We start from the raw sequence: 25,068 nt of genomic DNA, 5'->3' as shown, positions 1-25,068 counted from the left end.
GGCGGCGAGCGCCGCCCTCGCCGCCTCAGTCCGGACGCTTCTCGGCGACGTAGACGGTGGCGTAGTGGAAGCCCGGCAGTTCGTGCTTGCTCACGTCAAAGCCCGCCTCGGCGAACACCTTCAGCAGATAGTCCTCGCGGAAGCCCAGTTCCATCCAGCCCCTTTGGCGCATGACGGAGACGCATTCACCGTCCAGCCGCAGCCCCCACGGATAGGGCAAGAGCGGATGATCGTGCGGCAGGACCGGCTCGCCGCCCAACAGGATGCGCCCGCCGTCCTTCAGGATGTCGCGCAGGCGCGGCAGGACCTCGCGGAACTGCAGGCAGTGGTGGAAGCTCTCGTAAAAATAGATCAGGTCGTAGCTGCCAGGCGCCCCGGCCGGATTGAAGCCGAAGGCGTCGACGTGGGCCGTCAGGTCGACCTGGAAATGCGCGGCCACCTTGTTCACCGCGCCCGAGAAATTGCGGTTGATGTCGACCGTATCGACCTTGAACCCCAGACGCGCGAAGGCCAGGGCGATCTGGCCGAAGCCAGCGCCATACTCCAGCGCCCGCCCCCCAGGCTTCAGGCCGCTGAGCTTCACCATATGGCCCAGGGCGACAAGGTGCTCGCCGGCGACCAGAGGATCCTGGGTGCTGTAAAAGGCCGGACGATAGATGGCGTCCAGAGCGCCGACCTCGGGCGTGTCCTCGTCGACCTCGGGATCATAGGCGGACCGCTGGGTGACGACGCGCCACAAGGCCAGCTGCTGAGCGGCGTACTCCGGCGAATCCGGCGACAGGGTCGCGTCGAAATCGTCCGGCAGCATGAAGGCGCCGGCCGTCACGCGATCTCGGAACCCCTCGACCTGCAGGGCTGCGGTGACGGACTCGATCTCGTCGAGCGCGAACCGCAGCGGATCGCCGGGCCAGACCGAGGCCAGCGCCGCCGCCTTCGCCTCCGGCGGGCGCGCATGAAACTCGCTGCTGCCGATGAAGCGGCCCCGCAGTTCGTCGAAGGACAGGCCCTCTGCGACGGTGGACGACCAGCTCTCCAGCCCCGCGGCGTCGGGCTCGCGGCCCAGAAACCGGTTGTAGCAGTCGAAGATGTCCTTTCGGACAGCCTCGCGCCCGGCGCCGCTCGAGGCCGCCGCCGCCTCGACTTCGGCGCCCTGACGGCGGCGGGACAGGAGGTTCCGCAACATATCCGCGCCCCTAGGCCGCGCGGCGGGCGAACAGTCGCACGCCGTGGCAACCACCGTGGTTGGTGTGCTCCAGGAACATCTGCTCGACGCCGTTGGCCACCAACAGGGCGATGATCCGGTTCAGGTCGTAGTCGAACATCATCATGGTGCCCGGCCCCGCCTCCTCCTGCTTCATGACGCGCAGGGTATCGCCGTCCCAGATCGCCGCCTGAACCCCCGACAGGGCATGGGCGATGAAGGCCTGGTCCTTGAACAGGGTGAACTGCGCCGAGACGACGCCGCCAGGCTCCAGCCGCTGCAGCAGATCCTCGAACAGGCCATAGCCGCGCTGCGGCGGGATGTGCTGGAAGACGATGATGGTGTTGATCCAGTCGAAGGTCTGATCCTTCAACTCCATGACGAAGTCGACGTTGGCCAGATCATGCCGGCGCGCCTCGGCCAGCATCCCGGCGGAAATGTCCACGCCCGTCACATGCGCGGCCCGGTGCGACAGGGCCCGCGTCAGCCGACCGACGCCGCAACCGAAGTCCAGCGCCCGCTTCGAGGCGAAGGCGCCGAAATGCTGTTCCAGCACCCGCGCCAGATAGGCGATCTCCTCCTCGCCCGTGGCCCAGAACTCCTCGAGGATCTCGGGCGTCAGGTTGCGGCGCAGGAATTTCTCCTGCGACAGCACGCCGTGATAGGGCTCGTCCTCGCCCAGAACGATCCAGTCGGCGTCGGTTTCGCGCAGACTCATGACAAGCCCTCCGGCAACAGTATTCAGTATCCGCACGCGCCCGATCGGTCCGCGCGCCTAATCGATAAGTCAGACGCCGCCCTATCTGTCGAAGAATGACAGATCAAGCCGCGAGTCGCCGCGCCTTTAAGCCAGATCCAGTCGCGGTGGATGGTCCCGCTCGATCACTCCAAGACTGTCCTTCAGCTGCGAGAAGGCGGCCAGGACGTGATACATCGAGCTCGCCGGCGCGGGTTCGTCGATGAATTTTCCGTTGGGCAGCCGCTTGTCGCGCCACAGCCCTTCCGGCGTCAGATAAAGCCACAGGGCGCGCTGGGCCGCCGCCGCCTCGCGCAGCCGCGCCGCCCGCTCGCCGCCGACTTCGTGCTCCGACAGGATCAGGGCAGCCTTGAGCCATTCCGTCTGCGGCCACAGGCGGGCGCGGCGGCTGCGCCGGGTGCCGTCGTCGTTCAAGGCGTCGATCGCCACCTGGGCGCGGCTTTCCACCCCCTTCAGGCCGAAGGCGTAGAGCCGGCGCGCCGCCTGCAGGCCGGCGCCGGCGCCGCGCACGCGCGCATGACGGGCCAGAAGCCAGGCCCATTCGAACTGGTGCCCCGGTTCGACCAGGGCGCCGTCCTCCCCGGCCGCGGGCGACCAGTCGGCTCTGTAGAATTCACGAAGGCAGCCCGCCTTGGCGTCCACGAACACGTCCAGCGTCAGCTTGACCAGACAGTCCGCTGTCGTCGCCCAGCCAGCGTCCTGGCCCACCGCCGCCCAAGCCAGGCAGGCCTCCAGCAGATGCATATGAGCATTGGCCTGATGGGGATGCAGGCCCGCTTCGACCAAGGCGCCGTTGGCCTGGACCGACGCTAGCAGCGCCTCACGCAGGGCGACCGCCCGGGCCTCGAGATCGTCGCGAACGCCGGCGGCGTGGGCCGACGCCCAAGCCAGAAGCAGGAAGGCCTGATCATAGACCATCGCCGTTTCATCGAGCGGCGCGCTGTCCGCCGTCAGGATGGTGCGCATCCGGCCGTCCGGGCGAAGATAGACCGCGTCCAGACGGTCCAGTCCCCGCTCGACCGCCTGACGCCAGGGGCCCTGCCAGCCGAGCAGCCCGGCCTCGGCGAAGACATGAACCTGACGCGTCTGCACGCGGGCGCGACGCGGCGCCGCCACCGGCCGGCCATCCAGCGCCAGGGCTTCGGCGAAGCCGCCGTCCGACGCCTGACCGACCGTTCCCCACACCGGCAGAGCGCGAAGCCGCAGCCAGTCGCCCAGCCGCCGCGCGCCGGCGGCCAGACCTTCGGGTTCGGCGCCGTGGAAATCGAGATGGGCCGGCGAGGCGCCGCGCACCCGATCCACCACCCGTTTCACCTCCTGGGCGCGGCCGAGCGAGCAGACCAGGATGGCGTCCTTCTCGGCGATGATCGCCAGGTTGCGCACGCCGAGCGCCGCCACCAGCACCCCTTCAGGGGCGCGCACCAGACAGCCTTCGGCGTCTTCCAGAATATGCTGCCCGTATTCGCCTTCGCCGGTGGCGGCGATGGAATCCCAGGCACCCAGGTCAGACCAGCGGAAGTCCACCGCCAGAACCGCCGCGCGAAGGGTCTTCTCCATGACGGCATAGTCGATGGAGATCTTCGGCGCCGAAGAGAACGCCGGTCCCAGCACCTCGACCGCCGTCCCGCCGACGTCCGCCAGCGCCCGGCGCGCCGCCTGCTCCACCGCCGGCGCGAGGGCTCGGAGCTCCTCGATCAGAGTGCGCGCCGAGACGATGAAGTTGCCGCTGTTCCACAGGTAGCCCGAGCGGATGTAGGCCTCGGCGGTCCCTCGGTCCGGCTTCTCGCGGAAGGCTTCGACCGCCGACAGCCCCACGCCCGCCGGCTTGATATAACCGTAGGCCGAGGACGGTTCGTCCGGCTTGACCCCCAGGGTGACGATACGGCCGTCCGCCGCCCCGTCCGCCGCCGCCAGCACAGCCTCTCGAAAGGCCTCCTGATCGGGGATGTGATGATCGGAGGCGACAAAGGCCAGCATGCCGTCGGGATCGCGCTTCTCGGTCCAGGCGGCGGCGGCGGCCATGGCGGCCGCCGAATCGCGCGGCTCCGGCTCGAGCAGCAGTTGGGCCTCCAGGCCCGCCTCTTCCAACTGATCCAGAATCCACTCGCGATGGGCCACGCCGGCCACGATGATCAGTTGTCCGCCCTGATCCGCCAGGGGCGCCACGCGCAGGGCGGTCTCCTGAAACAGCGACCGGTTCCCGGCCAGCGGGATGAACTGTTTCGGGCGCGACGGCCTCGAGGCGGGCCAGAGCCGGGTGCCGGCGCCGCCGCACATGATCACAGGATAGAGAGCCATCGAGGCTGTCTAACGCGTCACGCGCCGTTCGCGAAGGGTATGATGATCGTGACGCGCCCGTTACAGACCGACAAGGCCGCGAGGGGATTCAGACAGATGCAAGCGAACAAGACCGCTCTGGTCGTGCTGGGGATGCACCGCAGCGGCACCTCGTCGGTGGCCGGCGCCCTCGCCCTGCTGGGCGCCAGCGCGCCGCAGACCCTGATGCGGCCCGCCGAGGACAATCCCAAGGGCTTCTGGGAGAGCGAGGTCCTGGCGGGGCTGAACGACCGTCTGCTGCAGGCCGGCGGCTCGTCCTGGCATGACTGGCGCCGTTTCGACCTTGCGGCCGTCGCCAACGCCCTGCCGGCCTTCCGCGCCGAGGCGGCGGACAAGCTGGAGTCCGAGTTCGGCGGCGCCGAACTGATCGTGCTCAAGGATCCACGCATCTGCCGCCTGTTCGGTTTCTGGCGGGGCGTGCTGGAGGACAGCGGCTATCGCGTCGTTGTGGTCAGCCCGCTTCGCCCCCCGGCCGAGGTGGCGGCGTCGCTGATGGCGCGCAACGCCATGTCGCGCAGCCATGCCCTGCGGCTGTGGCTGCGCCACGTGTCCGACGCCGAGCGGGCCAGCCGCTACCAGCCGCGCCGCTTCCTGGCCTGGTCGGACTTCATCGCCGACTGGCGCGGGCAGGCGAATCGGATGAGCCGCGAGCTCGGCGTCGCCTTTGACCGCAGCCCGGAAGCCGAGGCGCGGGTCGACGACTTCCTGTCCGCCGAGCTGAAACGTCAGAACGCAGACGAGCGCGTGCCTGACCCGATCCGGCGCGCCCACCAACTGCTGCTGCTGACCGCGCGCGACGGCGATCATCCCGACCTTCAGCGCGACCTCGACGGGGTCCGGCAGGCGTTCGAGCAGGCTTGCGACCTGTTCGCCGACGCGCCGCGCTGAAATTTCAGCCTCCGCCCGTGCGGCCGACCGCCTTGCCGGTGCCTTCGCAGACCGGACAAGTCTCGCCTGAGGGCAGAACGCCGACGCCCTGACATTCGGGACAGAGGGTGGCGTCCGGGTGCTGCAGCGCAGCCGGATCGGTCGGATCGACCGGACCCAGGTCGCGGTCGTCGATCTCGGTGGGGTCAATGGAAGCGCTCATGACGGCCAAACGCCCCAGCGGCGCCCCGGTTTCGTCGTGACTCGCGCGCCCTTCGCCGCTATCGAGCGGCCATCATGAAAGAGACTGAACGGCAATCCGAGGAACGCAGCTGGGAGACGGCGAAGACGCTCGCCGAAGCGCTGCCCTATATCCAGGTTTACGATCGCGAGACCGTGGTCATCAAATACGGCGGCCACGCCATGGGCGAGAGCGCCGTGGCCAAGCAATTCGCCGCCGACGTGGTTCTGCTGAAGCTGATGGGCGTGAACCCCGTGGTGGTCCACGGCGGCGGCCCGCAGATCAGCGCCATGCTGGACAAGGCGGGCGTCAAATCGGCCTTCGTCGACGGCCTGCGCGTGACCGACAAGGACACCATGCAGGTGGCCGAGATGGTCCTGTCGGGCGCCGTCAACAAAGAGATCGCCCACTGGATCACCGTCGCCGGCAAGGAAGCCGACGTGCGCGGCGTCGGCCTGTCGGGCAAGGACGCCGGCCTGCTGACGGTCGAGAAGACCCTGCGCACCAAGCGCGATCCCGACAGCATGATCGAGCACGAGGTCGACCTGGGCTTCGTCGGCGAACCGACCAAGGTCGATCCCAAGCTGATCAAGGGGCTGATCGCCTCCGAGACCGAGGACTGGGTCCCGGTCATCGCCCCCATCGGGGTCGCGGAAGACGGCATGACCTTTAACGTCAACGCCGACACGGTCGCGGGCGCCATCGCGGGATCGCTGGGCGCCAAGCGGATGCTGCTGCTGACCGACGTGGCTGGGGTCAAGGGCGTCAACGGCGAGATCATCCGCCAGATGACGCTGGAAGAGGCGCAAGACCTGATCGACACGGGCGTCGCCACCGGCGGCATGATCCCCAAGCTGGAGACGGCCATGGCCGCCGTCCGTGCCGGCGTCGAGGCCGTGGTCATCCTGGACGGGCGCCGCCCCCACGCCATGCTGGTCGAACTGTTCACCGAGTTCGGGGCCGGCACCTTGGTGAAGGCCCAGTGATGTCAAGTGCGACGGCTTCGCCGCTGGCGGCGACGACCGAGATCGGGGCCGACCTGCGTCACGTCCGGTCCTGGGTGTTCGACCTCGACAACACCCTCTATCCGCCGGAAAGCCAGTTCCTGAAACAGGTCGAACTGCGCATCAACGCCTATGTGGTGCGCACCTCGGGCCTGCCCGCGCACGAGGCGCTGACGATACAGAAGGGCTATCTGCACGACTACGGCACGTCCCTGGCCGGGCTGATGCAGCATTATCAGATCGACCCGCACGACTTCCTGGCCGAGGTTCACGACGTGCCGCTGGACGTGCTGACGCCCGATCCGGGCCTGCACGCCGCGCTGGAGCGGCTGAGCGGCCCGCGCCTGATATTCACCAATGGCTCGATCGGCCACGCCCGGCGGGTGATGGAACGGCTGGAGCTGACGCGCTTCTTCGACGGCGTCTTCGCCCTCGAAGACGCCGACCTGATCCCCAAGCCCGACCCGCGCACCTTCGACAGGATGCTGACCCGGTTCGGCGTCGACCCGACCACCGCCTGCTTCTTCGAGGACACGCCCAAGAACCTGGAGCCGGCCCACGCCATCGGCATGACCACAGTTCTGGTCGGCCCCAAGGCCTTCACGGCCGAGGGCGAGCACATCCACCATCGGGCCTCCACCGTCGGCCCCTTCCTGACCACCGCCTCGCTGGCCGGAGACCCGCAATGACCGACCTGACCCATCTCGAAGCCGTGATCGAAGCCGCCTGGGATGGCCGCGCCGAAATCTCGGCCGCCACGCGTGGCGAGGCGCGTGACGCCGTCGACACCGCCCTGGCCCTGCTCGACTCCGGCCAGGCCCGCGTCGCCACGCGCGGCGAGGACGGCGTCTGGACCACGCATCAGTGGCTGAAGAAGGCCGTGCTGCTGTCCTTCCGCCTCAACGACAACCAGATCATGCGTGCGGGGCACGCCCCGACCCTTCCGCTGTCGGCGGACCATCCGGCGGCCATCGGCCCCTTCTGGGACAAGGTGCCCAACAAGTTCGGCGACTGGAGCGCCGCCGATTATCAGGCCGCCGGCTTCCGCTCGGTGCCCGGCGCCGTCGTCCGCCGCGGCGCGCACATCGCCAAGAACGTGGTGCTGATGCCCTCCTTCGTGAACATCGGCGCCTTCGTCGATGAAGGCTCGATGGTCGACGCCTGGGCCACGGTCGGCTCCTGCGCTCAGATCGGCAAGAACGTCCACCTGTCGGGCGGCGCCGGCATCGGCGGCGTGCTGGAGCCGCTGCAGGCCAACCCGACCATCATCGAGGACGGCTGCTTCATCGGCGCCCGCGCCGAGGTGGCCGAGGGCGTCATCGTCCGCGAGGGCGCGGTCCTGGCCATGGGCGTCTATCTGTCGGGCTCGACCAAGATCGTCGACCGCGCCACCGGCGAGATTTTCCGCGGCGAGGTTCCGGCCTATTCCGTCGTGGTGCCAGGCGCCCTGCCCGATCCGAACGGCGGCCCGTCGCTGTATTGCGCCGTGATCGTCAAGCGTGTGGACGCCCAGACCCGGGCCAAGACCGGCGTGAACGAACTGTTGCGCGACTAGGACCGTAAAAGGCGATTCTGCTCCAGCCAAGCTCGGAAACGGGCTCGCCAAGGCCGCGAACTATGGCCTAATGCCTCCCTCAGTTGGGGAGAGATCTGTGGCTTACCAGCGCCTGCGCAGAGTAGCGGTTTCGATCGGCGTTCTCGGCCTTCTAGCCTTCCCCCTCGCCGCCTGCGGCGGGGGCGGCGGCGGTGGAGGAACGGGGGGCGGCGTCGTGACACCACCTCCCCCGCCGCCACCTCCTCCACCTCCCCCGCCGCCTCCGCCGCCTCCAGCCATTCCGTCCGCGAACTCGTCGGAATATCTGCGCAACTACGGCGTGGCGAACACGGGGGCGATCGCCGCCTGGCAGACGGGCGCAACCGGCAGGGGCGTCACCGTCGGCGTGGTCGACAGCGGCATCAAACTGGATCACCAGGATCTGGCGGTGAACATCTCTCCGCGCTCCACCGACGTCGTCGGCGGGCGCAACCAGCCCCAGGGGACCGACGCCCACGGCACGCGCGTCTCCAGCGTGATCGCGGCGCCGTTCAACAATTTCGGCACGGTCGGCATCGCCTTCAACGCGACCATCCTGTCGATCCGCGCCGACATCAGTGAATGCACCAAGCCCGAAAACACCGTCTGTTTCCGGGGGGCCGATCTGGCCAATGCGCTGGATTACGCCGTCGCCAACGGCGCCCGGGTCATCAACCTGTCGCTCGGCGGCGAGGGCACGCTGGGCTTCGCCTTCGAGGCGGCGTTGCAACGCGCCATCAACGCGGGGGCCATCTTCGCCATCGCCTCGGGCAACGAGGCCGGCGCCAATCCGGAATGGCCGGGCCGCTACGCCAGCGACCCACGCTTCGCCGGCGGCATCATCGTCACGGGCGCGCATGATTCAAACAATCTGATCGCCGACTTCTCTAACCGCGCCGGCGTGTCCCAATCCTGGTTCCTGTCCGCCCCCGGCGTCGGCGTCGTCGTCGACTGCGAGGACACCGGCTGTTGGCGCGTCAACGGCACCTCCTTCGCCTCGCCGGCCGTGGCGGGGGCGCTGGCCCTGCTGCTGGAGGCCTTTCCCAATCTGAGCGGACGCCAGGCGGCCGACATCCTGCTGCGCACCGCGCGCGACGCGGGCGACGCGGGAACCGACGTGGTCTATGGCCGCGGCCTGCTGGACATCGCCAAGGCCTTCCAGCCGATGGGCACCACCTCTTCACCTCAGGCGGCGGGCGCGGCCGTCCGGGTCGCCATCGAACCGGGCGCCTATGTCGGCGGGCCGTTCGGCGACGCCATGGGCCGTACCGGGACGCTGAGCACCATCGGCTATGACGAATACCAACGGCTGTTCCGCATCGACATGGGCGCGGCCTATCGCATCGCCCCGCGTCGCAGCTATCAGCCGGAAAATCCGACGCCCATGCGCCAGTCGCAGGTGTCGATGGTCGGTCCCGGCGGGGCGCGCCTGTCGCTGGTCGCCGCCGTGCCGGTCGAGACGCCCGAGCCGATCCTGAACCGCTACACCCCCTTCGACGCCCCCTGGCTGGGCGACGAGGTCAAGCAGGAGGCCCTGTTCGACGTCACCGCCGGACGGATGTCGTTCGCCGCCTGGCAGGGCAAGGGCGGGTCGCGCTCGCCCTTCCGCACCGGGTCAGGCGACGGTTTCGCCGCCCTGGCCCAGGCCGACCACGCCGTGCGCGGGGCCATGGTCTTCGACGGGCTGGGCTTCGGCCCCCTGACCGTCAGCGCCGAAACCGGGGCGGGCGACCGGCGCGCGCCCCTTCGATCTGTCGAGCAGGACGTGTCGTCCTACGCCCGCGCGGCCCTGGACTGGCGCGGGGAACACGGCGGCCTATCCTTCAGTATGGGGGCGCTGGACGAGAAGATGGGGCCGCTGGGCGCCTATATGCCGACCCGTTCGGACTTCGCCCTGCCGTCGCGCACGCGCTTCGCAGCTTTCGGCGGCGACCTGGGCCTGGGTCATGGCTTAGTTCTGAGCGGCGAGGCGGGCTTTGGCCGCACCGAGATCGAAGGCCGGTTCTTGAGCCTGTCGAGCGTCGCCGTCAGCTCGACTTGGCGCATGGCCCTGCAATCGGACTGCCCCAGTTGGGCCCTCGGATGCAGCCGTCTGACCTGGGAAATCTCGCAGCCGCTGCGGATCGAGAGCGGGACCTTCAGCGCCTTCCTGGCCGATGTGCCGCTGGAGTATTTCGACCCCGTCACCTTCTCCGAGCGCCGCTTCTCGGCCAGTCCGTCGGGGCGTCAGATCGATTTCAGCGTCCGCAGCCTTCACCCCCTGCCCGGCGGGTCGGTGCTGCAGCTGGAAGCCGTGGCCAGCCGCGACGAGCAGCACCGCGCCGGCACGCCGACCGGTTACGCCCTGCTGGGCAGCTGGCGACGCGGCTTCTGATCGGCTGATCCAGACATGAGAAAGGCCGGTGGATCGCTCCGCCGGCCTTTCCTGTTCTCAGCCCTTGAAGGGGGACGTTAGCGCTCGACGCAGAGGGCCACGCCCATGCCGCCGCCGATGCACAAGGTGGCCAGACCCTTCTTGGCGCCCGAGCGCTTCATCTCGTGTAGCAGGGTGGTCAGGATGCGCGCGCCCGAGGCGCCGATGGGGTGGCCGATGGCGATAGCGCCGCCGTTGACGTTCACCTTGGCCGTGTCGAGACCCAGTTCCTTGACCACACACAGCGACTGGGCGGCGAAGGCTTCGTTGGACTCGATCAGGTCCAGATCGGCGACGGTCCAGCCGGCCTTCTCCAGCGCCTTCTTCGCGGCCGGGATCGGGCCAGTGCCCATGATCGACGGATCGACGCCCGCCGTGGCCCAGGACGCGATGCGGGCCAGCGGCTCCAGACCGCGCGTCTTGGCTTCATCGGCCGACATCAGCACCAGCGCGGCGGCGCCGTCGTTCAGGCCCGAGGCGTTGGCCGCCGTCACCGAACCGTCCTTGACGAAGGCGGGGCGCAGCTTCTCCATCGCCTCAATGGTGGCGCCATGGCGGATGTATTCGTCCTGATCCACGACCACGTCGCCCTTGCGGGCGGCGATGGTCACGGGCGCGATCTCATCGACGAACTTGCCGGCCTTCTGGGCGGCCTCGGCCTTGTTCTGCGAGGCGACGGCGAAGGCGTCCTGCGACGCGCGGTCGATCGACCACGTGTTGGCGATGTTCTCGGCCGTCTGGCCCATGTGGTAGCCGTGGAAGGCGTCGGTCAGGCCGTCCTTGATCATGGTGTCGACGAAGGCGAGGTCGCCCATCTTCTGACCGGCGCGCAGCTGCTGGGCGTGCGGCGCCTGGCTCATGCTTTCCTGACCGCCGGCGACGACGATCTTGGCGTCGCCCTCGCGGATCTGCTGATAGGCCAGGGCCACGGCGCGCAGGCCCGAGCCGCACAGCTGGTTCAGGCTCCAGGCCGGGGTTTCGACCGGAATGCCGGCGCCGATGGCGGCCTGACGCGCTGGCCCCTGGCCCGCCCCCGCCTGCAGCACCTGGCCCAGGATGACCTCGTCAACGTCGGCGGGGGCCACGCCCGCCCGTTCCAGCGCCGCCTGGATAGCGATCTCGCCCAGCTTGGACGCGGGCAGGCTGGACAGGGCGCCGAGGAAAGAGCCGACCGGCGTGCGGGCGGCGGAAACGATCACTACGTCAGTCATGATATTCACTCCGGGGAGAATTCTGGGCGAGGTTGTGCCGCATTCCGCACCCCTCGTCACGTCTCGCAAGTGCGAATTTCAGCACTTCGTCATCATCCCGGCGCAATCTGACGGGAACGATAGCCGCGACGGATGGTTTTTCAGGAGTGATGCTGGTGCGGCTGAAATCCTTGGCTAGACGGGTCTGGACGCCCGACGATCTTGACATGATCGAGCACTATCAGACGCGGGCCGAACGTCTGGCCGACCTGTGGGTCCATGCGGTGGGCCTGGGTCTGGCGGCGGTCGGCGGCGTGGTGCTGGCGGTGCTGGCTGGGCTCTACAGCGGCGTCGGGGCCGTGGTGTCCACCGCCGTCTACGCCCTATGCCTGATCGCCATGCTGACGGCCTCGACCGTCTATAATCTGACCCACCCCTGCGCGGCGCGGCCGGTGCTTAGGCGGCTGGACGAGGCGGCCATCTTCCTGATGATCGCCGGCAGCTACACCCCCTTCACCACCCAGAGATTCGAGGGCGGCTGGTCGATCGGCTTCACGATCGGCGTCTGGGCCATGGCCTTGGCCGGCGTGGGGGTGAAGATGTTCGCCCCACGCATCTCCGACGCCTTCTGGAGCGGCGTCTATGTCCTGTTCGGCTGGGTGGCGGTCTTCGCCTTGAAGCCGATGATCGAGACGGTCCATCCGCTGGCCCTCGGCCTGCTGGTCGCGGGGGGGCTGATCTACACCTCGGGCGTCTTCGTCTTCATCAGCCAGAAGGTGAAATTCCGCCGCGCCATCTGGCACGGCTTCGTCGTCGCCGGCGCCGGCGTGCACTGGGCCGCCATCTTGGTCGGCGTAGTGCTGGCGCCGGGCGCGACCTGAGACAATTCAGGGCTCTGGCGTTCGCGCTCGCAACGCGTGATAGTGCGGCGTTGCAACAACGCGAGAACAAGCGTGGCCGACAAGAAATCCGAGGGCGGAAAAACCCGTGACGGCGTCGTCGTCATCAAGAAATACGCGAACCGACGGCTCTATAACACCGCCACCAGCGCCTATGTGACGCTGGAAGATTTGGCGCAAATGGTGCGCCAGGGCGTCGAATTCGTCGTCTATGACGCCAAGACCAATGACGAGCTGACGCGTCAGATCCTGACGCAGATCATCTTCGAGGAAGAAAGCCGGGGCGAAGCCCTGCTGCCGGTGCAGTTCCTGCGCCAGCTGATCGGCTTTTACGGCAACTCGATGCAGGCGGTCCTGCCCTCCTATCTGGAGATGTCGCTGGACAGCTTCAGCCGCCAGCAAGAGCAGTTGCGCAGCCAGTTCACCCGCACCTTCGCCGGCACGCCGGGCGGCGGGCTGATGGAGGAGGCGGTGCGCCAGAACATGGCCATGTTCGAACGCGCCATGAAAATCTTTCCCGGAATGACCGGCTATGGCCGTCCTGACGCCGAGGCGGAAACCGCAACCCCCGAGCCCTCGTCCCAGCCCGCCCATAAAGCCGCGCCCGCTGACACGGCCCTCGACGAGATGCGCCGCCAGATGGACGAGATGCGCGCCCAGATCGACCGCCTGGCCGGTTCCGGAAAATGACCGACGGCATGCGCCCGGTCGGCCCCCTTGAGGACCCGGCGCAGGAGCGCCGCGAAGGCGACCGGCGCGGGCGCGACCGGCGGGCGGCCGAAGCCCGGGCCGAAGCGGCCTCGCGCGCCCTGATTCTGACCGGCGAGCGGGTCGAACATGCCGCCTCCCCGGCAAAGCCTGCCGTGGCGCCGCCCAATCCCTTGGCGCCCCCTGCCCTGTTCGCCGCCCAGGTGATCGGCCAGACGGGCCAGAAGCGCGGGTTAAAGGGCGGCCCGCCGGTGCTGGACGCCGCCCGCTCGACCTATCTGGGCGCGGAATACTCGGGCCAGCGCGACCGGCGGCCGCGCGTGGGCAAGGCGGCGCGGACCGAGGTCTGATCCGGACGAGATGATGGCATGCGGCTTGCGATGCGTCCGGCGTCTTTCGCTGGAACCTCGTCCATGCCCGCCGTTTTCAACCTCGCCGCCCGCCTGTTCGACGTGACCGTTGTCGCCCTGGTCTTCGTCGCCTTCAGCTAAGGCCCCGGAGCCTGGGACTCTCAGCGCGGGTTCAGGTCGAAATCGCGCCGCGAGGCGATGATGGTGACGATGAAGCCCGCCAGCACGTCCAGCAGCACCATGGTCAGGATCAGGAAGAAGACCGATCCGGCAAAGCCCGGCAGCAGCAGGAACTCGACCAGGCAGACCACGAACAGCACCATCGACAGGGCGTGATTGACGATGGCGACCCGCTGGCTGGAGGTCGATTTCAGCAGTTCCACGAACAGCAGGATCAGCGACAGGAACAAGATCAGGTCGCCGACACTGACGCTCCAGACCGCACCCGAGGTCATCGGCACGCGGAACAGTTCTTCGCTCAGCACCGAGGCCGGGCCCAGAACAGACTCCGCGCCGCCCCCGCCGAGTAGAATGACCAGATTGTAGATCACGACCGGCACGATCAGCAGCGGTATGGCGATCAGCATGGGCGGCCCCTCCAGATGCCCCTGCTTAACCCCGTTTCCGGTACACCGCCATATGGGCGCAACCGCCTCAGAACTCGCTGATCGGGCCTGGACGGCGTGAACGCGACTTCAGCCACATCACGCCCAGCAGGTCCGAGAAGGACGCCCGCAGCCGGCCCCAGTTGGTGTATTTCGAGCGGCCCGTCTCGCGGTGACGGTGATCCACCTCGAGGTAGCGGTTCTCGTAGCCCTCGCGGATCGTCAGCGCCGGCAGATAGCGGTGGATGTGATCGAAGTAGGGCAGACGCAGGAAGACGTCGCGACGGAAGGCCTTGAGCCCGCAGCCGGTGTCGTCGGCGTCGTCGGACAGCAGTTTGCGGCGGATGCGGTTGGCCCAGATCGAGGCCTGGCGCTTGGCCTCGCTGTCCTGACGCTTGGCGCGAACGCCGCCGACAAGGGCGACGCTGGGCGGCGCGGCCATCAGGGCGTCGGCCAGACGCGGGGCGTCGGCGGGCGGGTTCTGGCCATCGCCGTCCAGGGTCACGACGACGCCGCCGCGCGCGGCCAGGACGCCGGTGCGCACGGCCCGGCTCTGGCCCGCATTGGTCGCATGGGCCAGCACCCGCAGGGTCGGCAGTTCGGCCATGGCGGCCTTCAACTCGGCCAGGGTCGAATCGCGGCTGGCGTCGTCGACGAAGATCATTTCATAGGACCGACCGGCGAAGGCCTCGGCGATCTCACGCGCCAGAGGCACGGCGGCGCCGGATTCGTCGTGAACGGGCACGACGACGGAGATGTCGGGAACGGAAGCAAGGCTGTCGGTCATCCGTCGCTCTGTAGCGCATCGTCGGGTCCGAGGAAAACGGGCGCCGCGCCGTCGGTGAAAGCTGAAGCTTCCGGGGGGCGTCGTCGGCGTGATACGACAGCCTCATGAACCGCCCGAACCTGGATCATTTCATCGTCGGCTGGCGCGGCCCCGTTCTGGCGGCCCTGCTCACCCTACTCGCCGGCCTGCCCAGCCTCCTACTGCTGCCGCCGCTGGACCGCGACGAGAGCCGCTTCGCCCAGGCGACGGCGCAGATGCTGGAAAGCGGCGACTATGTCGATATCCGCTTCCAGGACGAACCGCGCTGGAAAAAGCCGGTCGGCATCTACTGGATGCAAGCCGCCGCCGTGGCGCTGACCTCGGATGTCGAGGACCGTAGTATCCAGCCCTATCGCCTGCCGTCGCTGTTCGGCGCCATGCTGGCCGCCTGGGCCGTGGCCTGGGCCGGCGCCGCCCTGTTCGGCAACCGAGCGGGCTTCCTGGCGGGCGCCATGCTGGGCGCGACCTTCCTGTTGTCGACCGAGGCAGGCATCGCCAAGACCGACGCCATGCTGTGCGGCCTGACGACCTTAGCGATGGCGGCCCTGGCGCGGATCTACATGGCGACACGGGCGGGCGATAAGCCGGTGCGATGGCACAAGCTGCTGTTCTGGCTCGGCATCGGCCTGTCGATCCTGATCAAGGGACCGATCGGCCTGCTGGTCGTCGCGCTGTCGATCATCGCCCTGTCGGCCTGGGATCGAAACATCAAGTGGCTGGGCAAGCTCGGCTGGGGCTGGGGCCTGCCTCTGGTGGCCCTGCTGGTCGGGCCCTGGGCCATCGCCATCACCATCGCCACCGACGGCGGCTTCTGGCGTGAAGCCATCGGCGGCGATCTAGCCCCGAAACTAGCGGGCGCCCATGAAAGCCACGGCGGCTTCATCGGCATGTACGCCCTGTTGTCGCCCCTGCTGCTCTTCCCCGTCACACTGATGCTGCCCGCCGCCCTGTCGACGGGCTGGCATCGTCGCGCCGAGCCGGCCATCCGCTTCGCCGTCTGCTGGCTGGTCCCGGCCTGGCTGATGTTCGAGATCGCCCCAACCAAGCTGTGGCACTACACCCTGCCCACCTTCGGCGCGATCGCGCTGCTGGCGGCGGCCGCCCTGACCCAGCCGATCGGCAAGGTCTCGCGCATTTCGGGTGCCCTGCTGGGCCTCTTCGCCGCCGTCGTCATCTGCGCCATCACCGTCTACGGCCTGACCGAATATGGCCGCTCGACCGCCCAGACCTGGGCCACCGTCACCATCGTCTTCGCCGTCATGGCGGCGGCGGTCGGCGGCTTCCTGCTGCTCAACCGGGCGGCGATCACCGGGGTCCTGGCCGCCATCCTCTGCGGCGTCATCGCCCATGCAGGCTTGGCCGGGACCATCCGCCAGCTGCGCCCCCTGTCCATCGCCCCGCGCCTGGTGAAGACGCTGGAATCGGCCGAACTGAGCCCGCGTCAGGGCCGCTATCCGGGACCGGTGGCCATCACCACCTATCATGAGCCCAGCTTCGTCTTCCTGACCGGGCGCGACACCCAATTGACCGACGGTCCCGGCGCCGCCCGCGCCCTGGCCGAGGGCCGTCCCGCCATCGTCGAGGCCCATGACGACGAGGCCTTCCGCCGCGCCCTGGCCGACCTGGGCGCCGCTGGACGCGCCGTGGGCGTGGTCAGCGGCCACAACTACTCCTCGGGCGACGACGTGCGCCTGACCGTCTATGCGCCCGCTGGCGCAGGCGAGCGGAGCGCGCGCTGATGGGCCGGTTCATCCAGATCGTCGAGGTCGGGCCGCGCGACGGCCTGCAGAACGAAAAGGCGGTGCTGGCGCCCGCCGTCCGCGCCGACTTCGTGCGCCGCCTCGAAGCCGCCGGGGCCAAGCGGATCGAGGCCGTCAGCTTCGTCCACCCCAAATACGTGCCGCAGATGGCGGGCGCGGAAGAAGTCATGGCCGACCTGCCCCATGAACCGGGCCGCAGCCGCATCGGCCTGGTGCTGAACGGCAAGGGCTATGACCGGGCGCTCGGCACGGCGGTGGACGAGGTCAACATCGCCATGTCCGCCACCGACGGTTTCGGCCTGAAGAACCAGGGCCTCGACGTCGACCAGCAGGTGCAGATGCTGTCAGACATCATGGCGGGCCGCGCCAATGCCCCAAGCGGCGTAGAGGGCGCGCCGGGCGCGACGCCGAAGCTGTCGGCCACCCTGTCCTGCGTCTGGGGCTGCCCCTTCGACGGCGAGGTCTCGGTCGAACAGGTCAGCGATCTGGTCGCCCGCATCACCGCCCTGGGCGTCGAGGAGATCGCCCTGGCCGACACCATCGGCGTCGGCGACCCGTGGAGCGTCACCAAAAAGGTCGAGGCCGCCCGCAAGGCCGCGCCAGATGCTGTCCTGCGCCTGCATTTCCACGACACCCGCAACACCGGCCTGGCCAACGCCTACGCCGGGGTCGAGGCCGGGGTGGACATCCTCGACGCCTCCGCCGGCGGCATCGGCGGCTGCCCCTTCGCGCCCGGCGCGACGGGCAACGTCGCTACCGAAGATCTGGTCTACATGCTGGAACGCGCCGGCTTCTCGACAGGCTACGACCTCGACGCCCTCATCAACGCCGCCCGCTGGATCGGCGAAAAGATCGACAAGCCTCGCCTCAGCGCCTTGAGCCGGGCCGGCGGGTGGCCGAAAATCGGCCTGAACGGCTAATTTTCTTCAACCGCTTTCCCGGCATCCTACATTTCCTATAGGACCGTGGTCGACGAGGCTCCGGCCTTTCCCGACGTATTGACGCGAGACCGCCTTGGCCAAACCGTTCAAGACCTGGATCAAAGACCTGCAGCGGGCCCAACTGCTGCTGGAGCGGCTGCAAAAAGCGCCTTCGCAACTCGATCAGCTGAGCAAGGCGCTTGAGGAGCATCGCCGCGAGGTGCGGCTGCTGCACAGCGTCCAGACCCTGCCGGAGCGCCGCCTGTGGGACGGCCAGCCGCCGATGATTCCGGGCCGCCCCGGCGGCCACGTCTTCCCTCATGGAACGGTCTGCCGCCAGGACAGCTTCGAGACTCCGTGGTTCTCCTACTGGACCAAGCGGCTGAACGAAGGTCTGCGCTATCACCGCAAGCTGTGGGAGTTCGTCTTCATCTGTCAGGCTCTGTGGGAACGCGGGGCGATTGTGTCGGGCGCACGCGGCCTCGGCTTCGGCGTGGGTTCAGAACCGCTCAGCGCCTTCTTCGCTTCGCAGAACTGCCGCATCACCGCGACCGACATGGACCTGAGCAGCGCCGAGGAAATGGGCTGGACCCTGACCAACCAACACGCCACCGGCAAGGAGGCGCTGCGCAAATCCGTCGTCTGCCCGGATGCCCTGTTTGACGAGAACGTCTCGTTCCAGACCTGCGACATGAACCACATCCCCGACGATCTGGCCGGCTTCGACTTCTGCTGGTCGGCCTGCGCGCTTGAGCATCTGGGCTCCATCGAAAAGGGCCTCGCCTTCGTCGAACGCTCGGTGCAATGCCTCAAGCCCGGCGGCTGGGCGGTGCACACGACGGAATACAACTACGGCTCCAACGTCGAGACGATCGACAACATGGACACCGTCCTGTTCCGCCGACAGGATCTGGAGCGGCTGGCGCAGCGCCTAACCGAGCAGGGCCACAAGGTCGCGACCTTCGATCTGGAAATGGGAGACGGCCCCATCGACCAGTATCTCGACGTCATGCCCTATCGCGAACAGCCCCATCTGCGGATGGCGCTATGGGGCTACGCAACCACCTCGGTCGGCATCATTGTCCAGCGCGGCTAACGCGGATATCCACCAGCGAGCCTTCTAGATGACTATCCGCAGGACGATCGCTCGAACCGTCCGAAGGCTGACGGGACGCCCCGCCTCAGGGGTCGCTCACGTCTTGTCGCCCGGCGCCTAGCGAGCCCGTCGTCGCGATCGGGCCGTCGCGAGCGGACCGTCGACCGCGATGCGGCGGCGGACAAAGCGCAGGATCCGCGCCAGCTTTCTGACTTCGACGGTCGGCTCGAGGCTGGTGCGGCAGGCGTCCAGCAGTTCCCGGTAGGACGGTTGGTGCGGGTCGAGAAGCACCGCCATCTCCAGCGCCACGACCGCCGCCTCTGTCTTCCCGGCGCGCCAGAGGATCAAGCCGTGCCAGTAGCGCAGGTGCGCGGCGGTCGGCAGCTTGTCCACCGCCTCCTCGACCAGAGGCAGAGCCTCCTCGACCCGACCGGCGGCGATCAGGCCGTTGGCGTGCGGCACCAGATGATTGGCCGCACGCAGTCCCAGTTCGGTGGCGCGTTCGTGCAGGGCGACGGCCTCGTCGTGTTCGCCGGCGAGGCCGAGGCAGGCCGCCAGCGCCGTCAGCGCCATCGGACTGTGCGGCGCGCGTTCCACCGCGAGGGTCGCCAGCGCCCGGGCGGTGCGGGCCCGGCGGACGGGCTGAAGCTCGGCGAGCCGGCTGAGATAGATCGAACTGTCGCGACGGCGCGCCTTGGCCTCGGCCCGAAACGCCTCCACGTCCAGATCGCCCGCGAGGACGTCGAACACCAACGGCCCCAGCAGCGCCATCTCCTGCAGAAACGTCGTCGCCGGATGGTGAATGTAGCGCAGGCCGATCAGATCAGCCTTGATCTCGGCGGCGATCAGCCGGACCTGGCGTTCATCGTCGCCGGTCGCGTCATAGACGATCACCGGACGGCAGGCACAGCTCAGGCGCCCCTCTATCTCGGGCCGGAAGGCGATGCGGCGGCCGTCCTGAAGCCAGCGCGTCTCGAACGGGACCTTGGCCGGGTCGACCGAATACTGAGGCGAGATGGCCAGCACGGCGTCCGCCCCCGCCGCATCCGCGAAGCGCAGTGCCGCATAGGCGCCCATGCTGGAGCCATAGGTCATGACCCGGTCGGCGCCCGCTGTCGCCCGGCGCACGGCGGCCATGGCCTCGGCCATCTCGGGATACTGATACCAGTCCTCGCGACGCCCCATGACATGGATGGCCGAAACGCCGGACTGACGCAGGAAGGCCTCGCCGAACCCGGGACGATTGAAGCCCGGCCCCAGGCCGTAGTTGTCGAAGGTCACGACCCAGCGGCCAGCATCCCCGACGGGGACGCTGCGCACGACGACGTTGTTGCTGCGGAAGAGTTCGATCATCACTTAGCCGCTCGCCTTAGACCGATTTGCGGCGGGACGCGAAGCCTTCGGCGCATCGACCAGGGTCGCATCGATGCGCCTCCCGGGCCTCGTTCAGAGGTTCAGCAGGGCCGGATCGCCGCCTTGCGCCGCGATGTTGACGCTGATGGCCTTTTCCGCGGCGTAGCGGATGAGGCTGTTGGGGCCGCCGGCCTTGGGGCCGGTGCCGGAGAGGCCTTCGCCGCCGAAGGGCTGGACGCCGACGACGGCGCCGATGATTGAGCGGTTCACATAGACGTTGCCCGCCGGGACCAGACGCACGACCTCGTCGGCGAAGGCTTCGATGCGGCTGTGGACGCCGAGCGTCAGGCCGTAGCCGCGCGCGGCCAGCTTGGCGGCGACCGATTTCAGGTCCTTCGAGTCATAGCGATAGACGTGCAGGATGGGGCCGAAGACTTCGCGCTCCAGGAAGTCGGGCGTGGGGATTTCGGCGATGGTCGGGGCGAACAGGTCGCCCTTGCCAGAACCTTGGGCGTAGCCGGCCGGCAGTTCGGCGCGGGCGACGATCTTGGCGTCTTTCGACAGGCGCTCGACGTGGGCTTCCAGGTTCTTGCGGCTCTCTGCGTCGATGACCGGGCCGATGTCGCTCTTGGGATCGGTCGGATCGCCCAGCACCTGGGTCGCCAGCGCGCCCTTCAGGCCCTCGATCAGGGCGTCGGCGGCTTCCCTAGGCGCATAGAGAATGCGCAGGGCCGAGCAGCGCTGCCCGGCCGAACCGAAGGCCGACAGGATAACGTCGTCGATGACCTGTTCCTTCAGCGCCGTGGTGTCGACGAACATGGCGTTCAGGCCGCCGGTCTCGGCGATGAAGGGGATGATGGCGCCGGGGCGCGCGGCCAGGCCGCGGTTGATGGCGGATGCGGTGTCGGTGCCGCCGGTGAAGGCCACGCCGTCGATGCCCGGATGGGCCGTCAGGGCCGCGCCGACAATCTCGCCGCGACCGGGGACCAAGGCCAGCAGGTCGGGGTTCAGGCCAGCCTTGTAGAAGAGGCGGACGGCCTCGGCGGCGATCAGCGGGGTCTGTTCGGCGGGCTTGGCCACCACGGCGTTGCCGGCGGCCAAAGCCGCGGCGATCTGGCCGGCGAAGATGGCCAGGGGGAAGTTCCACGGGCTGATGGCGGCGAAGACGCCGCGGCCGTGCAGCACCAGTTGGTTGGTCTCGCCGGTCGGCCCCTTCAGCGTCTGGGCGCCGCCGAAGTCGCGCTCGGCCAGCAGGGCGTAGTAGCGGCAGAAGTCGGCGGCTTCGCGCACCTCCGCCACGCCGTCGTTCAGCGTCTTGCCCGCTTCACGCGACAGCAGGGCGACCAGACGGTCCATCTCGGCTTCCAGGCCGTCGGCCATGGCGCGCAGGACCGGGGCGCGGCCCGCGCCGCCGATGCGGTCCCAGGCGACCTGGGCGTTCCCGGCGGCGATCACGGCGGCGTCCACGTCGTCAGCCGAGGCTTCCGAGACGTGGCCCAGCACCTGCGAACGGTCGAAGGGATTGGTCACGTCCTGGGCGTTGACCCCGGCGCGCAGCTTGCCGCCGATGATGGGGCCGGACGTCAGCTTCTCGCTGTCGACGCGCTCCAGAGCCTGGGCGTGGCGGTCACGGTCGGCGGCTTGCGAATAGTCGCGGCCGAGGGAGTTCTGGCGATCGCCGTAGATGTTCATGGGAACCGGAATCCTGGGGTGACGGTCGGGCTGGGCCTCGACGGCGGTGATGGGGTCGGCGGCGACGGCGGCCGCCGGAACGCGTTCGTCCAGCAGGGCGTGGACGAAGGAGGAGTTGGCGCCGTTTTCCAGCAGGCGGCGCACCAGATAAGGCAGCAGTTCTTCGTGGCCGCCGACGGGGGCGTAGGCGCGGACGATGACGTCCTCGTCGGCCCAGGCCTCGTGCGCGGCGTCATAGAGGGCCTCGCCCATGCCGTGCAGGCGCTGATGTTCGATGACCACGTCGCGGTCACGCGCCATACGACGCACGGCGGCCAGCGTATGGGCGTTGTGGGTGGCGAACTGGGCGTAGATGTGGGGCGAGGCTTCGATCAGGGCCTTGGCGCAGACCAGATAGTTCAGATCGGTCGCCGGCTTGGTGGTGAAGACCGGATAGTCGGTGCGGCCCATGACCTGGGCGCGCTTGATCTCGGTGTCCCAGTAGGCGCCCTTGACCAGACGCACCATCAGGCGACGGCCCGAGGACCTGGCCAGGTCGGCCAGCTTTTGCACCGTCTCGGTCGTGCGCTTCTGATAGGCCTGAACGGCGAGGCCGAGGCCCTGCCAGTCGCCCAGGGCCGGCTCACGGGCCAGCCGCTCCAGCAGCTTCAGCGACAGGGCCAGACGGTCGGCCTCTTCGGCGTCGATGGTGTAGTTGATGTCGTACCTGGCGGCGATCAGGGCCAGGCGCAGGATGCGGGGATAGAGTTCCTCCCACACGCGATCTTCCTGCGTCGCCTCATAGCGGGGCGACAGGGCCGACAGCTTGACCGAGACGCCGTGGCCAGCCTCGGGCCCCTGCCCCTTGTTGGTCTTGCCCACTGCTTCGATGGCATCGGCGTAGATCTTTTCATAGCGCTCGGCGTCGGCGACGGTGCGGGCGCCCTCGCCCAGCATGTCGAAGCTGCACAGCCAGCCTTCGCGGTCCGACCGTTTAAGCGCGCCCTCGATGGTGCGGCCGACCACGAACTGCTCGCCCATGATCTTCACGGCGGTCGCCACGGCCTGACGGATGACCGGCTCACCCAGACGCCCGGCGATGCGCTTGAGGAAGCCCGGCAGGTCGGTCCTGGCCTCTTCGTCCACATCGACCAGCTTGCCGGTCAGCATCAGCCCCCAGGTCGAGGCGTTGACGAACAGGCTGTCGGACTGGCCCATGTGCGCGGCCCAGTCGGCGGAACCGATCTTCTCGGCGATCAGACGGTCGCGGGTGCCGGCGTCGGGCGTGCGCAGCAGCGCCTCGGCCAGGCACATCAGGGCCAAACCCTCGCGGGTGCCCAGCGAAAACTCCTGCAGAAAGCTCTCGACCACGCCCTGCTTCTTCCGGCTGGCGCGGGCGTGATCGACCAGGGCCACGGCGTCGCGCAGCACGTCAGCGCGCTCGTCGAGATCCATCGGCAGATGGGCCAGCAGTTCGGCCACGGTCTCGCGTTCGTCGCGGAACTTGTTCCGGTCCAGGTCATCCCAGTGTTGAAGGTCGGTCGGCGTCATGAAACTCACCCTGGGATCAAACCCTGCGATTTCCGGCGTATATGGCGGACTTGGCCGAATGTGCATTGTATGATGACCGTCTGAACCAGCGATTCTTCGGCAAATAGGCTGATCCACCATGCAAATTCTGGACGATACCGACCGCCGACTGCTGCGCGTGCTGCAGACCGACGGCCGCATCTCCAACGCGGAACTGGCGCGAAGGTGCAATCTGTCCCCGGCCGCCTGCTTCGAGCGGGTCAAGCGGCTGAAGGACAAGAAGGTCATCACCGGCTACGCCGCCCTGATCGACCCCGCCAGCGCCGACCGCGCCCTGCTGATCTTCATCGAGGTGCAGTTGGACCGCACCACGGGCGATGTCTTCGACGCCTTCGCCGACGCCGTCCGCCATCAGCCCGAGGTTCTGGAGTGCCATATGGTGGCTGGCGGCTTCGACTATCTGATCAAGGCGCGGGTGGCCGACATGGACGCCTATCGCGTCTTCCTCGGCGACATCCTGGTGCGAATGCCGGGCGTGCGGGAGACCAGAACCTATGCCGTTCTCGAAGAGGTGAAGTCGACGACGGTGCTGCCGCTGTAAACCCGTCTCGCCTTCGTCATTTTAACCGTCTAGAACTTTTGGCTCAGCGAAACGGCCCGGGGCCCACTCGATTTCAATGCGTATCGTCCTGGTCACCGACGCCTGGGAGCCTCAGGTCAACGGCGTCGTCCGCACCCTGACTCGAACCGTGGCCGAATGCCGCGCCATGGGTCATGAGGTCGAGGTCATTGAACCCAGCCAGTTCAAGACCATCCCCTGCCCGACCTATCCCGAGATCCGGCTGGCCCTGGGCGCCGAAGAAGAGATTCGCGAGCGCCTGCGCGCCTTCGAGCCCGAGGCCGTCCATATCGCCACCGAAGGCCCGCTGGGCATCGCCACGCGCCGCATCTGCGTGGAATGGAAGCTGCCATTCACCACCAGCTATCACACCAAGTTCCCGGAATACGTCTCGGCCCGTTTCCCGATCCCGGTGCAGGTCGGCTACGCCTATATGAAATGGTTCCACAAGCCGTCGGGCCGGCTGATGGTGGCGACCCCGACCCTGCGCGACGAGCTGGTCGAGCACGGCTTCCGCAACGTCTCGCCGTGGACGCGCGGCGTGGACACCGACCTGTTCCGACCGGATCTGGAGCCGATCTATAAGGAAATGGGCGGCGACGCGTGGCCCCGACCCTTCTTCCTCAACGTCGGCCGCGTCGCCGTCGAGAAGAATATCGAGGCCTTCCTCGAACTGGACCTGCCCGGCACCAAGATCGTCGTCGGCGACGGCCCGGCCCGTGCCGAACTGGAAGTGAAATACCCCGAGGCGAAATTCCTCGGCGCCCGCTTCGGCGAGGAACTGGCGCGCTGCTTCGCCGACGCCGACGTCTTCGTCTTCCCCAGTTGGACCGACACCTTCGGCCTGGTGATCCTCGAGGCCATGGGCGCCGGCACGCCGGTCGCCGCCTATCCGGCGCACGGGCCCATCGACATCATCCCGGGCTCCAACGCCGGGGCTATCGACGACGACCTGAAGACCGCCTGCCTGAAGTGCCTGGAACTGGATCGCGGGGACGTGCGCGCCTACGCCGAGAAGTTCAGCTGGCGCGCCTCGGCGGAACAGTTCGTGGAAAACCTGCAGCCCTATCCCGACCCCGAGCGCGGTCGTTTCTGGCGCCGCCTGCGCCGCATCGCCCGCCTGAGGCGCAAGGCGGCGGCCTGACCGG

23 protein-coding genes are annotated in these 25,068 nt (G+C 68.4%); 14 read left to right on the top strand and 9 right to left on the bottom strand.

Features of this window, described 5'->3' with window-relative positions; translation table 11 throughout:
• Nucleotides 1–25: 25 nt before the first annotated feature.
• From AC1DJ5_RS05535 to AC1DJ5_RS05525, 3 genes are all read right to left on the bottom strand, one after another.
• Entirely contained in the window at nt 26–1,183 is a 1,158-nt protein-coding gene (locus AC1DJ5_RS05535) for a methyltransferase domain-containing protein (RefSeq protein ID WP_477019938.1), read from the bottom strand.
• A 10-nt stretch (nt 1,184–1,193) separates the two neighbouring features.
• Entirely contained in the window at nt 1,194–1,919 is a 726-nt protein-coding gene (locus tag AC1DJ5_RS05530; protein WP_441454275.1) for a class I SAM-dependent methyltransferase, read from the bottom strand.
• Between the two features lie 126 nt (nt 1,920–2,045).
• Nucleotides 2,046–4,256 (bottom strand): AGE family epimerase/isomerase, encoded by a 2,211-nt coding sequence (locus AC1DJ5_RS05525; protein WP_441454276.1) that lies wholly within the window; start codon nt 4,254–4,256, stop codon nt 2,046–2,048.
• Between the two features lie 96 nt (nt 4,257–4,352).
• Here AC1DJ5_RS05525 and AC1DJ5_RS05520 point away from each other — a divergent pair, with 96 nt between their 5' ends.
• On the top strand, nt 4,353–5,183 hold the full coding sequence (locus tag AC1DJ5_RS05520; protein ID WP_477019937.1) for a sulfotransferase family protein: 831 nt from the start codon (nt 4,353–4,355) through the stop codon (nt 5,181–5,183).
• Between the two features lie 4 nt (nt 5,184–5,187).
• On the opposite strand, the gene AC1DJ5_RS05515 is transcribed toward AC1DJ5_RS05520, so the two are convergent.
• Complete coding sequence (locus tag AC1DJ5_RS05515) at nt 5,188–5,385, bottom strand: hypothetical protein (protein WP_441454278.1); 198 nt, start codon at nt 5,383–5,385, stop codon at nt 5,188–5,190.
• 74 nt (nt 5,386–5,459) lie between these two features.
• Between AC1DJ5_RS05515 and argB the strand changes: the two genes are divergently transcribed.
• From argB to AC1DJ5_RS05495, 4 genes are all read left to right on the top strand, one after another.
• A complete protein-coding gene (argB, locus tag AC1DJ5_RS05510; protein WP_477019936.1) occupies nt 5,460–6,389 on the top strand; it encodes an acetylglutamate kinase in 930 nt (309 codons plus the stop codon).
• Entirely contained in the window at nt 6,389–7,096 is a 708-nt protein-coding gene (locus AC1DJ5_RS05505) for a pyrimidine 5'-nucleotidase (RefSeq protein ID WP_477019935.1), read from the top strand. Before argB ends, AC1DJ5_RS05505 begins: the two co-directional genes overlap by 1 nt.
• Nucleotides 7,093–7,962: a 2,3,4,5-tetrahydropyridine-2,6-dicarboxylate N-succinyltransferase gene (gene dapD, locus AC1DJ5_RS05500; RefSeq protein ID WP_441454281.1), complete on the top strand. Its 870-nt coding sequence runs from the start codon at nt 7,093–7,095 to the stop codon at nt 7,960–7,962. Before AC1DJ5_RS05505 ends, dapD begins: the two co-directional genes overlap by 4 nt.
• A 319-nt stretch (nt 7,963–8,281) precedes the next feature.
• Entirely contained in the window at nt 8,282–10,354 is a 2,073-nt protein-coding gene (locus tag AC1DJ5_RS05495) for a S8 family peptidase (RefSeq protein WP_477019934.1), read from the top strand.
• A gap of 77 nt (nt 10,355–10,431) precedes the next feature.
• Here the strand turns inward: AC1DJ5_RS05495 and AC1DJ5_RS05490 are convergent, their stop codons facing one another.
• Nucleotides 10,432–11,604: an acetyl-CoA C-acetyltransferase gene (locus AC1DJ5_RS05490; protein WP_477019933.1), complete on the bottom strand. Its 1,173-nt coding sequence runs from the start codon at nt 11,602–11,604 to the stop codon at nt 10,432–10,434.
• 149 nt (nt 11,605–11,753) lie between these two features.
• Here AC1DJ5_RS05490 and trhA point away from each other — a divergent pair, with 149 nt between their 5' ends.
• From trhA to AC1DJ5_RS05470, 4 genes are all read left to right on the top strand, one after another.
• Complete coding sequence (gene trhA, locus AC1DJ5_RS05485; RefSeq protein WP_441454284.1) at nt 11,754–12,464, top strand: PAQR family membrane homeostasis protein TrhA; 711 nt, start codon at nt 11,754–11,756, stop codon at nt 12,462–12,464.
• Between the two features lie 72 nt (nt 12,465–12,536).
• Complete coding sequence (gene phaR / locus AC1DJ5_RS05480; RefSeq protein WP_477019932.1) at nt 12,537–13,172, top strand: polyhydroxyalkanoate synthesis repressor PhaR; 636 nt, start codon at nt 12,537–12,539, stop codon at nt 13,170–13,172.
• Nucleotides 13,169–13,540 carry a hypothetical protein gene (locus tag AC1DJ5_RS05475; RefSeq protein WP_441454286.1) on the top strand — a complete coding sequence of 124 codons (372 nt, stop codon included), beginning with the start codon at nt 13,169–13,171 and terminating at the stop codon, nt 13,538–13,540. The genes phaR and AC1DJ5_RS05475 overlap by 4 nt, the downstream gene beginning before the upstream one ends.
• A gap of 18 nt (nt 13,541–13,558) precedes the next feature.
• On the top strand, nt 13,559–13,681 hold the full coding sequence (locus tag AC1DJ5_RS05470) for a hypothetical protein (RefSeq protein ID WP_441454287.1): 123 nt from the start codon (nt 13,559–13,561) through the stop codon (nt 13,679–13,681).
• Between the two features lie 20 nt (nt 13,682–13,701).
• Here AC1DJ5_RS05470 and AC1DJ5_RS05465 read toward each other — a convergent pair whose 3' ends face one another.
• Both AC1DJ5_RS05465 and AC1DJ5_RS05460 read right to left on the bottom strand, forming a co-directional pair.
• Nucleotides 13,702–14,127, bottom strand: a complete 426-nt coding sequence (locus tag AC1DJ5_RS05465; protein WP_441454288.1) for a hypothetical protein — start codon at nt 14,125–14,127, stop codon at nt 13,702–13,704.
• A 67-nt stretch (nt 14,128–14,194) separates the two neighbouring features.
• On the bottom strand, nt 14,195–14,932 hold the full coding sequence (locus AC1DJ5_RS05460) for a glycosyltransferase family 2 protein (RefSeq protein ID WP_441454289.1): 738 nt from the start codon (nt 14,930–14,932) through the stop codon (nt 14,195–14,197).
• A 104-nt stretch (nt 14,933–15,036) separates the two neighbouring features.
• Between AC1DJ5_RS05460 and AC1DJ5_RS05455 the strand changes: the two genes are divergently transcribed.
• The 3 genes from AC1DJ5_RS05455 (at nt 15,037) to AC1DJ5_RS05445 (ending at nt 18,747) form a co-directional block, all read left to right on the top strand.
• Nucleotides 15,037–16,710: an ArnT family glycosyltransferase gene (locus tag AC1DJ5_RS05455; protein ID WP_441454290.1), complete on the top strand. Its 1,674-nt coding sequence runs from the start codon at nt 15,037–15,039 to the stop codon at nt 16,708–16,710.
• The gene (locus tag AC1DJ5_RS05450; RefSeq protein WP_477019931.1) at nt 16,710–17,651 is read left to right on the top strand and encodes a hydroxymethylglutaryl-CoA lyase; all 942 of its coding nucleotides are present in this window, start codon (nt 16,710–16,712) and stop codon (nt 17,649–17,651) included. The genes AC1DJ5_RS05455 and AC1DJ5_RS05450 overlap by 1 nt, the downstream gene beginning before the upstream one ends.
• Before the next feature lie 94 nt (nt 17,652–17,745).
• On the top strand, nt 17,746–18,747 hold the full coding sequence (locus AC1DJ5_RS05445; RefSeq protein ID WP_477019930.1) for a class I SAM-dependent methyltransferase: 1,002 nt from the start codon (nt 17,746–17,748) through the stop codon (nt 18,745–18,747).
• A gap of 117 nt (nt 18,748–18,864) precedes the next feature.
• On the opposite strand, the gene AC1DJ5_RS05440 is transcribed toward AC1DJ5_RS05445, so the two are convergent.
• Both AC1DJ5_RS05440 and putA read right to left on the bottom strand, forming a co-directional pair.
• Nucleotides 18,865–20,100, bottom strand: a complete 1,236-nt coding sequence (locus AC1DJ5_RS05440; protein ID WP_477019929.1) for a tetratricopeptide repeat protein — start codon at nt 20,098–20,100, stop codon at nt 18,865–18,867.
• A 93-nt stretch (nt 20,101–20,193) separates the two neighbouring features.
• Complete coding sequence (putA, locus tag AC1DJ5_RS05435; protein WP_477019928.1) at nt 20,194–23,322, bottom strand: bifunctional proline dehydrogenase/L-glutamate gamma-semialdehyde dehydrogenase PutA; 3,129 nt, start codon at nt 23,320–23,322, stop codon at nt 20,194–20,196.
• Nucleotides 23,323–23,440: 118 nt separating this feature from the next.
• Here putA and AC1DJ5_RS05430 point away from each other — a divergent pair, with 118 nt between their 5' ends.
• Nucleotides 23,441–23,902: an Lrp/AsnC ligand binding domain-containing protein gene (locus tag AC1DJ5_RS05430; RefSeq protein WP_477019927.1), complete on the top strand. Its 462-nt coding sequence runs from the start codon at nt 23,441–23,443 to the stop codon at nt 23,900–23,902.
• Between the two features lie 76 nt (nt 23,903–23,978).
• Complete coding sequence (locus AC1DJ5_RS05425) at nt 23,979–25,064, top strand: glycosyltransferase family 4 protein (RefSeq protein ID WP_441454296.1); 1,086 nt, start codon at nt 23,979–23,981, stop codon at nt 25,062–25,064.
• Nucleotides 25,065–25,068: the final 4 nt, after the last annotated feature.

It is taken from the genome of Brevundimonas sp. 01N35 (genome assembly GCF_056399785.1).
This window is presented reverse-complemented; position numbering and strand designations above follow the sequence as displayed.